Here is a 9,505-nt window from a genome sequence, read left to right on the forward strand (position 1 = left end):
TATGATTCGTCTCATTGGCTATTTTTTCGGCATCGGCACGACGCTGGCCCTTCTGGTCGCGGCGGGCGTTGCGATCTACATCGGCCATTTGTCGAAGGACCTGCCCGACTACGAGGTGCTGGCCAAATACGAGCCGCCGGTGACCACCCGCATCCATGCGTCGGACGGCGCGCTGATGGCCGAATATGCCCGTGAGCGGCGCCTGTACCTGCCGATCCAGGCCATACCGGATCGCGTCAAGGCAGCCTTCCTGTCCGCCGAAGACAAGAACTTCTACAACCACCCCGGCATCGACGTGACCGGCCTTGGCCGCGCCATCATCGTCAACCTGCAGAATTTTGGCTCAGGCAAGCGCCAGGTCGGCGCCTCGACGATCACCCAGCAGGTGGCGAAGAACTTCCTGTTGTCCTCGGACCAGACCTATGAGCGCAAGATCAAGGAGATGATCCTCGCCTTCCGCATCGAGCAGGCCTACCCCAAGGATCGTATTCTCGAGCTCTACCTCAACGAAATCTTCTTCGGCTTCGGCGCCTATGGCGTCGCCGGTGCGGCGCTGACCTATTTCGACAAGTCGGTCAACGAGCTGACCGTGGCCGAGGCCGCCTATTTGGCTTCGCTGCCGAAGGGGCCGAACAACTACCATCCCTTCAAGCATGCCGATCGCGCGCTGGAGCGCCGCAACTGGGTCATCGACCAGATGGTCGAGAATGGCTACGTGACGCGTGAGGAAGGCGCCAAGGCCAAGGCCGAGCCGCTGGGGGTGACGCCGCGCCGCAACGGCACCTATCTTTTCGCCGGCGAATACTTCACCGAGGAGGTGCGCCGCCAGATCATCGCCCGTTACGGTGAGAATGCGCTTTATGAAGGCGGCCTTTCCGTCCGCACGACGCTTGATCCGAAGGTTCAGCTGATTGCCCGCAAGGCGATGCAGAACGGGTTGATGAAATACGACACGCTGCGCGGTTATCGCGGACCGGTGACGACCATCGACGTGTCCGGCGACTGGGGCGTGCCGCTGGGCAACGTCAAGGGGCTGGAGGATGTCCCCGAATGGTCGCTGGCCGTAGTGCTAGACAGTTCGGAGACCGGCCTGTCGATCGGCCTTCAGCCGGCGCGCCAGGCGTCGGGCGAGATCGTCAAGGAACGCGTCGAAGGCACCGTCAGCAAGGACGACATGGGTTTCGCCATGCGTCATCTGGTCGACGGCAAGACCGTCAAGGCCAAGTCGCCGGCGGACGTATTGAAGCCGGGCGACGTCATCTTCGTGCAGAAGAACGATGGCGCCGATGGCGCCTACAGCCTGCGCCAGGTTCCCGAGGTGGAGGGCGGCCTGATCGCCATGGATCCGCATACCGGCCGCGTGCTGGCCATGGTCGGTGGTTTCTCCTACGCGCAGTCCGAATTCAATCGCGCGACGCAAGCCATGCGCCAGCCAGGCTCCTCGTTCAAGCCGATCGTCTATTCGGCCGCGCTCGACAATGGCTATACGCCGGCCTCGGTGATCATGGACGGGCCGATCACCATCCAGAGCGGCAACACGACCTGGACGCCAAAGAACTATGACGGCACCGTTGCTGGTCCGGCGACGTTGCGCTCCGGCATCGAGAAGTCGCGCAACCTGATGACGGTACGGCTTGCCAACGATATGGGCATGAAGCTGGTCGTCGAATACGCCGAGCGCTTTGGTGTCTACGATCATCTGGCGCCGTATCTGCCGATGGCGCTGGGCTCCGGCGAAACGACCGTGATGCGCATGGTGTCGGCCTATTCGATCATGGCCAATGGCGGCAAGTCGATCAAGCCGTCGCTGATCGACCGCATCCAGGACCGCTACGGCAAGACGGTGTTCAAGCAGGACGAACGTGGCTGCCAGGGCTGCAATGCGCCCGAATGGCAGAACCAGCCGGAACCGGAACTGGTCGACAATTCCGAGCAGGTGCTTGATCCGATGACCGCCTATCAGATCACCTCGATGATGGAAGGTGTCGTGCAGCGCGGCACCGGCGCCACCATCGGCGAACTCGGCCGCCACATCGCCGGCAAGACCGGGACGACGAACGACGAAAAGGACGCCTGGTTCATCGGTTTTACGCCCAACCTCGTCGTTGGCCTCTATATGGGCTACGACACGCCGCGCGGCCTTGGCCATGGCGCTACCGGTGGTGGTCTCGCGGCACCTATCTTCAAGGACTTCATGCGGGTGGCGCTGGATGGCACGCCCAATGTCGACTTCAAGGTGCCGGAAGGCATGAATCTGATCGCCATCAATCGCAAGACCGGCATGCGTGCCGCTTCGGGCGATCCCGGCACCATCATCGAAGCCTTCAAGCCGGGTACCGGGCCTGCCGACAGCTATTGGGTGATCGGCATGGGCGCCGACGGCTCCAATGCCACCGGCGGTGCACTGTCGCCGCAGGCCAACCAGGCCATCCAGTCCGGCGGCGGCGGCCTCTACTGACGATTTTCATGAGCGGATGGGCTGGCCTCGCGCCGGCCCATTTTGCTTTACAGCCGGCGGCGGCCTCCCTATGTATCGCGCCGACCGATTTCATCAAACAGGACAGAACAGCCAGCCATGCGCGCGGAAACGCAGAATATTGTCGACGAGATCAGGCAGGCGATTACCCTGCTGAGGAGGCATCTTTGACTGGGATCAGGCCATAAAGCGGCTTGAATACCTCAACGTGCGCGCCGAGGACGCCAGCCTCTGGAACGAACCGCTGGAAGCACAGAAGTTGATGCGCGAACGGCAGGGCCTCGAGGAAGGTATCGCCTCGGTGAAAGGCCTGACGCAGGCGCTGGAAGACAATATCGGGCTGATCGAACTCGGTGAGGAAGAGGGCGACGAGGGCGTCATCGCGGAAGCGGAAGCCGCGCTCCGTTCGATGCAGGGCGAAGCGAAGGCCCGCCAGGTCGAGACGTTGCTGTCGGGCGAGGCCGACGCCAATGACACCTACCTGGAAGTCCATGCCGGCGCGGGCGGCACCGAAAGCCAGGACTGGGCCTCGATGCTCTTGCGCATGTACACGCGCTGGGCCGAGCGGCGCCGCTTCAAGGTCGAGGTGCTGGAAGTGCATGACGGCGAAGAGGCCGGCATCAAGTCCGCCACGCTGCTGATCAAGGGCCACAACGCCTATGGCTGGCTGAAGACGGAATCGGGCGTTCATCGCCTGGTGCGCATTTCGCCCTATGACAGCAATGCGCGCCGTCACACATCGTTCGCCAGCATCTGGGTCTATCCGGTCATCGACGACACGATCGAGATCGACGTGTCCGAATCCGATGTCCGCATCGACACCTACCGCTCGTCCGGCTCGGGCGGCCAGCACGTCAACACCACCGATTCGGCGGTGCGCATCACCCACCTTGCCACCGGCATCGCGGTCGCCTGCCAGGCCGAACGGTCGCAGCACAAGAACAAGGCCAAGGCTTGGGAGATGCTGCGCTCGCGCCTCTACGAGGAAGAGCTGAAGAAGCGCGAGGCGGTTGCCAACGCCACCGAAGCGTCGAAGAGCGATATCGGCTGGGGTCACCAGATCCGCTCCTATGTGCTGCAGCCCTACCAGTTGGTGAAGGATCTTCGCACCGGCGTCGAGAGCACCAGCCCGTCGACCGTGCTCGATGGCGACCTCGACGATTTCATGGAAGCCTCCTTGTCGCAGCGCATCGAGGGCGGTGCGGGTGAAGCGGTGGCGGATCTGGATTAGTCCTGGCAGCATGATCCCGAAAAGCGGGTCCAGTACCGCGGGCCCATAGACCTGGATAGGACAATGGCTCGCAAGCTTGTCGGAAAATGTCTGTGCGGCGCTGTGCAATACRCCGTTCGGGACGAGTTTGTTTACGCGGCCAACTGCCACTGTTCCAATTGCCGACGAACCACGGGTTCGGCCTTCAAGCCGTTCGCCGGTATCGAGCTCGAAAAATTTGYCTTGAGCGAAGGCGAGGACAAGCTGCTGATCTTCGGCGATCAAAGCGGCCATGATGCGCATTGCGGGCTGTGCGGCTCATTGCTCTATTCGCTGGTTCGCGAAGGGGCTTTCGTCCACGTGGCGATGGGAACCCTTGCCGACGATCCGTCGATCCGCCCGTCCGCCCATATCTTCGTCGGCTCCAAGGCGGGCTGGTTCACCATCACCGACGACCTGCCGCAATATCAAGAGCACGTGATTGCCGGATCTGTCGACGAATAGGCGTCGGTCTGCCACGTAGCAATTTCTTGCGCCGACTCACATTTGCGCTCACCATCACCGCATTGAGGGGAGACAAAAGCATTTATGGCTGGGCGCGGCATATCTGCTAGCTGACGATCCGGCCGCTGGGAAGAGACGTTCAGGGAACGGGCAAGCGAAACGCTTGATGGCTCGTTTGAAAGGAACGTTTCCATGTCTGCCACACCCAGATCGGCCAAAGCCGTTCGACCGGCCGGCCGACTTCTGTTATCCCTGATTGCAATTCCAATGATAGCAATGCTGTCGTCGCCGGCGTTGGCGCATGATGCCAAGCCGACCGCGGCGAAGCCGCAAGGCTGGAGCTATCCGTTCGCCTGCTGCGCCAATTACGATTGCCACGAGGTGTCGCAAACCTCGATCAGCGAGCGCCCGGAAGGTTATGTCATCAAGGACACCGGGGAGGTGCTGGCCTACAGCGACAGACGGATCAAGGATTCGCCCGACGGCGAATTCCATTGGTGCGCCCATGAAGCCGGGCTCGATGCCGGCAAGACCATCTGCCTGTTCGTGCCGCCATCGTCCTTCTAGGCCTTTCCGGCCTGGATTTAGAATGAAGGTTCAGACGGCGCGCCGTCTGGCGCCTCTGCTGACAGAGAGTTGTCAGGAGCGCCTCTTTATGCTGCCTTTGCCGCACGAGGCGGTGGGCGACAGGAGGAGTTCGTTGATGACCATCAAGGCAAGCTGTCATTGCAAGGGGACGACATTCGAGGTTTCGCAGGCGCCGCAGACGGTGACGCAATGCACCTGCTCGTTCTGCTCGAAACGCGGCTCGCTCTGGGCCTATTACGTCCCGTCGCAATTCAAGCTCACCAGCCCGCCGGAGAATGTTTCCGTCTACCAATGGGGGTCAAAAACCGTAAAGCACGGTTTTTGCGCCACATGCGGCTGCGGCACCTTCACAGAAACGCCGGATTGGTCGACCGGCGAGCCGGATTTCGACAATCCCAAGATCAGTGTCAATTCGCGGCTCTTCGATGATTTCGATCTCGACAAGGTCGAAGTGGTCGTCATCGACGGCAAGAATCTCTGGTAGCCCGCCATGGGGGCGACCGGCCAATCGGCGTCGGGGAAAAGCCGTTGCGGTAGCTTTTGCCGTTCCGCTTTTCGCCGCATTTCATGTTACAAGTCGCGGGAAGGGCTGATTTGGCGCCATCGCAGTGGCGTGACCTGGAGAGGGACGATCCTATGAAAAAGACTGTGCTCGTCGTTGTGGCGACGGCTTTGCTCGTGAGCGCATGCACCACCACTGATCCGTACACGGGCGACCAGAAGATTTCCAACACAGCCGCGGGTGCCGGTCTTGGCGCCCTGGCAGGTGCCAGCCTCGGCCTGCTTGCCGGCGGCAACGACCGCCGCAACGCACTGATCGGCGCGGGTATCGGCGCGCTTGCCGGTGGTGCCATCGGCGCCACCATGGACCAGAACGAGGCCGAACTGCGCCGGCAGCTTCAGGGCACCGGTGTCAGCGTCACCCGCAGCGGCGACCAGATCATCCTCAACATGCCCTCCGACATCACCTTCAACACGGATCAGGATGCTGTGAAGCCCGGCTTCTACCAGGTGCTGAATTCGGTCGCGCTGGTGCTGAAGAAGTTCAAGCAGACCACGGTCGACGTTTTCGGCCACACCGATTCGACCGGTGGCGACCAGCACAATTTCGATCTGTCGCAGCGGCGCGCGCTGGCGGTTGCCAACTACCTGTCCGGTCAGGGTGTCGATCAGCGCCGCTTCGCCGTCACCGGTTTCGGCAAGACACGGCCGATCGCATCCAATGCGACGGCCGAAGGCCGCGCCCAGAACCGCCGCGTCGAGATCCAGCTGTCGCCGCTCACCTGATCTGTCCGGCAAGCGAATGCAAAACGGCCCCATATGGGGGCCGTTTTTGTTTGAGCGGATGCCGGCGCAGATTGGCGCTCAGAGAATTAGCTAGTTCTAACTAACTAGTTTCCCGCAACCACGGAAAGGAATAGCATCGACCCTGTTCCGGAGGGGATGAGGCGGATACAACTGGCCGCGCAATCAGCATTTTTTCCCGCCTCGGTCTTGTACGGCCAGATTCAGAAAATCTGGGAGGAATGCATGACAAGAACAGCCAGCCCTGGGCGCTGCGGCGTCCTCGCTTTAACCAGTCTTGTGGGCGCATGGTTGGGCGTCGCCACGGCTCAGGCCGAGGATGCCGGCAAGGCCGACATAGATGCCTTGAAGAAGTCGCTTGCCAAATATGAAGACTACACCGCCGCCGTCCGCGACCTCTATCTGTCGACAGTCGGCTGCGTCTACTACAGCGGAGAAAAGATACCGGGCACGATGGATTACCCGAAAGGCGCCATGGGCATCCATTTCGTCAACGTCCCAAGTGTCGGCCAAAAACTCGATCCGATGCACCCCAATGTGCTGATCTACGAACCGACGAGAAAAGGCCTGCGCCTGGTCGGGGCGGAATGGCTGGTGCCACTGACACCGGACATCAAAGCGCCGCCGAAGCTGTTTGGCCAAACCTTCATGGGCCCGATGGAGGGACACTATCCGCTCATCCCGAGGGAGTTCGTCCACTACGATCTTCACGCCTGGTTCGTGGACAATCCGAACGGCCTGTTCAGTCCGACGAACCCGAAGGTGAAATGCAACAAGGCCGAGTTTCCGATGCTGGAGAAACCGACCAAGATGATGCCTGGCCCGATGTGACGGGCGAGCCAGGCTGGGAGCAATTCCAGGAAAAGTGTGAAGCGGTTTTCCGTCCGGAATTGCGTCCAAACAAAGAGGCAATTCCCGGAAAAGTGTGAGACGGCTTTCCCGGGAAAGCGCATCGCGCTTTCCCTCAGGGAATTGCGTCAAAGCAAGAGTTGGAGCGGTTCGGCGTTTCCGTGAAACGATGAACCGGTAGGAGCTTACCGGCAGGGCAAGCCGATGGCTGGCTTGCCCTCGAACGCGGTTGGGGATCAGACCCTGGCGACACCATCAGGACGAGGTCGGCTGATCGACAATTGCCGCCACGATCCGGCGAACGATCGGCAAGACCAGCAGCAGACTCGGAAATGCCACAAGCCATGATGCTCCCCATGCATACGGCCAGGTCGCCACGAAACCGGTTGTCCAGCCCGCATTGATCAGCGTCGACACCGCCGAAACAATGCTCGACATCAAGATGGAAAGAACGAATGGCATTACCAGCGCATTGTAGGAGGGCGGTAGTTTCCTCGATTTCAAAACTTTGTCCGATGACGCTCGCATCAAGTATCTCCTGTTCAAAAAGTGGACGCATGCGCGGCTGAGCGCGATCAGGTGGCATGTGCCGTTTGCAGGGCCAGGTTGCCAATGAAGCTGCGCAACGAACGCGGTTCGCGACCCAGAGCGGCGCGCAATGTCAGACTGTTCCCGCCAAGGCCATGGAGGGCGTAGTGGCCATATACCCTGGCCAACGATTGCATCTGGAGGTCGTTGTAGTGGAGGGGGACATTCGCAGCCCACTCGGCAAATGTCGGCTCGCCCGCGATGACAGGGCGGCCAAGTTCCTCTCCCATTATTGATGCGATCTCTTCCCGGCTGTGCATACCCGCGCAGAGCTCGATCGTCGCATAGGACAGTCGCGCTTCGGTCAGGGCGATCGCTGCCACTTCAGCAACATCGCGGTAATCGACACGCGCCACCTTCGCCGTCTTTGGAAAAGGTTCCGAGAAAACACCGTGCTCAACGACCGACGGCCAGGCCGCTGCGATATTCTGCATGAAATTGGCAGGGTGCAGGATCGTATATTCCATCGTCGTCGAGTAGAGAGCGTTCTCGACTGGCACCTTGCTCGCATGGTTTTTCAGCTTCGTATTGGTCGGCTGGATCACCGACGAGAAGACGAATTTCTGAACGCCCGCCTGCGCAGCGGCTTCAACCATGGCAACCCCCATGGCGGCTTCATCGGGGGCAAAGGCCGGTCCAATATGGAAGACCCCGGCAACGCCCTCGACAGCGCTTTCGAGGCTCCGGCGATTGCGTAAATCGCCAGTGGCGACCTCGGATGCGCCTAGCATTCGGGCCTTCTCGGCGTTCGCCGGGTCATGGACGAGCGCGCGAACCGTGGCATTGCGGCGCACAAGTTCGGGCACGATCAATCCGGCAAATCGACCGCTGGCGCCAACAACCAGAACGGTTGGATTGGGTGCTTGCATGACATCTCCCTTCCATCAAGCCTGTCCTCGCAGGACAACTTGCAGAGAGGTACGACGTCGCAAACATCGTTACAATTGTCCGATTTTGTGATAGATTATGTCGATTACCGGGAGAATGCATGAGCCGGATAGACGATTTCGAGGCTTTCATCGCGATCATCGAGCATGGAAGTCTGACGGCTGCCGCGCGCCGGCTGAACCGCTCGCTGCAGTCGGTCAGCCGATCCTTGGCGGCATTGGAGGAATCAGTCGGCGTCGAGTTGGTCCACAGAACAACGCGTCGCTCGACACCGAGTGAAGTCGGGGCAGCCTTTTTCAACCGGATCAAACCCGCGGTCGACGAGATAAACGACGCAAGTCTTCAAGCGATCAATCAACGATCGGAACCATCGGGCGTCCTGCGCATCGGGGCGCCGGTTCTGTTTGGGCCGAACGTCCTGATGCCTGTCATCGCCGAATACATGCGGACGTTTCCCCGGGTCGAAGTCGATCTTCAACTTTCCGATGGATTTGCCGATCTTGGTGCTGAAGGTCTCGATCTGGCAATACGCATCGGCGACTTGCCGGATTCCAGCTTGAAAGCCAAACGCCTGGGAGCGTTGCGGCGCGTTGTGTTCGGCGCGCCTTCCTATTTTGCGCGGTGCGGCCGGCCGACTCATCCCTTCGAACTGAGTGAGCACAGTTGCATCGTCAGAACCGTCAACGAGCGTCCAGGTGAATGGACGTTTCAGGTGGACGGGAAACCCCGGGCCGTAAAGGTCTCGGGCGCTTTTCGCTCCAATCTGATGACCTCGGTCTATGCCGCCGCAGTCAACGGACTGGGTTTGGGCTTCTCGCCGCTTTGGCAGATAAGACATTTGGTGGACGATGGTCGCGTCGAGCTGGTTTTGATGGAATTCGAGCCGGCGTTGGTGCCGATCCATGCCTTGTGGCAGGAAGGCCGGTCATCTTCGGCCAAGGTTCGCGCGTTTCTGGATTTATTGGCATCCCGCCTGGCACTCAAAGGCCTGTAGCATCGGCGGGCTGTTTTAAGGTTCCCAGGTCAGGAGCGACCGGGCAGATCGAGCCGGTTTTGCGGTTGCCGCCCATCCTAGGGACGCGCGGCTCTTGGGGATC

At 60.7% G+C, this 9,505-nt stretch carries 10 protein-coding genes; 8 read left to right on the plus strand and 2 right to left on the minus strand.

Annotation, left to right across the window (positions count from 1 at the left end):
* Position 1 precedes the first annotated feature (1 nt).
* The 7 genes from AC1D0I_RS21050 (at position 2) to AC1D0I_RS21080 (ending at position 6,914) form a co-directional block, all read left to right on the plus strand.
* Complete coding sequence (locus AC1D0I_RS21050; protein ID WP_477228494.1) at positions 2-2,458, plus strand: penicillin-binding protein 1A; 2,457 nt, start codon at positions 2-4, stop codon at positions 2,456-2,458.
* Positions 2,459-2,575: 117 nt separating this feature from the next.
* Positions 2,576-3,707, plus strand: a protein-coding gene (prfB, locus tag AC1D0I_RS21055; protein WP_477228493.1) for a peptide chain release factor 2 whose coding sequence is annotated in 2 segments (ribosomal slippage) — positions 2,576-2,641 and positions 2,643-3,707 — 1,131 coding nt in all. Because the reading frame shifts where the segments join, the coding sequence is not laid out codon by codon here.
* A 63-nt stretch (positions 3,708-3,770) separates the two neighbouring features.
* Positions 3,771-4,190 carry a GFA family protein gene (locus tag AC1D0I_RS21060; protein WP_477397452.1) on the plus strand — a complete coding sequence of 140 codons (420 nt, stop codon included), beginning with the start codon at positions 3,771-3,773 and terminating at the stop codon, positions 4,188-4,190.
* A gap of 192 nt (positions 4,191-4,382) precedes the next feature.
* A complete protein-coding gene (locus AC1D0I_RS21065; RefSeq protein WP_477228491.1) occupies positions 4,383-4,757 on the plus strand; it encodes a hypothetical protein in 375 nt (124 codons plus the stop codon).
* Positions 4,758-4,893: 136 nt separating this feature from the next.
* On the plus strand, positions 4,894-5,262 hold the full coding sequence (locus AC1D0I_RS21070; RefSeq protein WP_095091674.1) for a GFA family protein: 369 nt from the start codon (positions 4,894-4,896) through the stop codon (positions 5,260-5,262).
* 152 nt (positions 5,263-5,414) lie between these two features.
* Positions 5,415-6,065: a YiaD family glycine zipper/OmpA-like lipoprotein gene (locus tag AC1D0I_RS21075; protein ID WP_095090696.1), complete on the plus strand. Its 651-nt coding sequence runs from the start codon at positions 5,415-5,417 to the stop codon at positions 6,063-6,065.
* Between the two features lie 243 nt (positions 6,066-6,308).
* Positions 6,309-6,914, plus strand: coding sequence for a hypothetical protein (locus AC1D0I_RS21080; protein ID WP_477397454.1), 606 nt, complete (start codon positions 6,309-6,311; stop codon positions 6,912-6,914).
* Positions 6,915-7,187: 273 nt separating this feature from the next.
* On the opposite strand, the gene AC1D0I_RS21085 is transcribed toward AC1D0I_RS21080, so the two are convergent.
* A complete protein-coding gene (locus AC1D0I_RS21085) occupies positions 7,188-7,460 on the minus strand; it encodes a DUF2798 domain-containing protein (RefSeq protein ID WP_457154898.1) in 273 nt (90 codons plus the stop codon).
* A gap of 47 nt (positions 7,461-7,507) precedes the next feature.
* A complete protein-coding gene (locus tag AC1D0I_RS21090) occupies positions 7,508-8,389 on the minus strand; it encodes an NmrA/HSCARG family protein (protein WP_477397456.1) in 882 nt (293 codons plus the stop codon).
* Between the two features lie 119 nt (positions 8,390-8,508).
* Here AC1D0I_RS21090 and AC1D0I_RS21095 point away from each other — a divergent pair, with 119 nt between their 5' ends.
* Entirely contained in the window at positions 8,509-9,402 is an 894-nt protein-coding gene (locus AC1D0I_RS21095) for a LysR family transcriptional regulator (protein WP_477397457.1), read from the plus strand.
* Positions 9,403-9,505: the final 103 nt, after the last annotated feature.

Source organism: Mesorhizobium sp. P2_D1, from assembly GCF_056404455.1.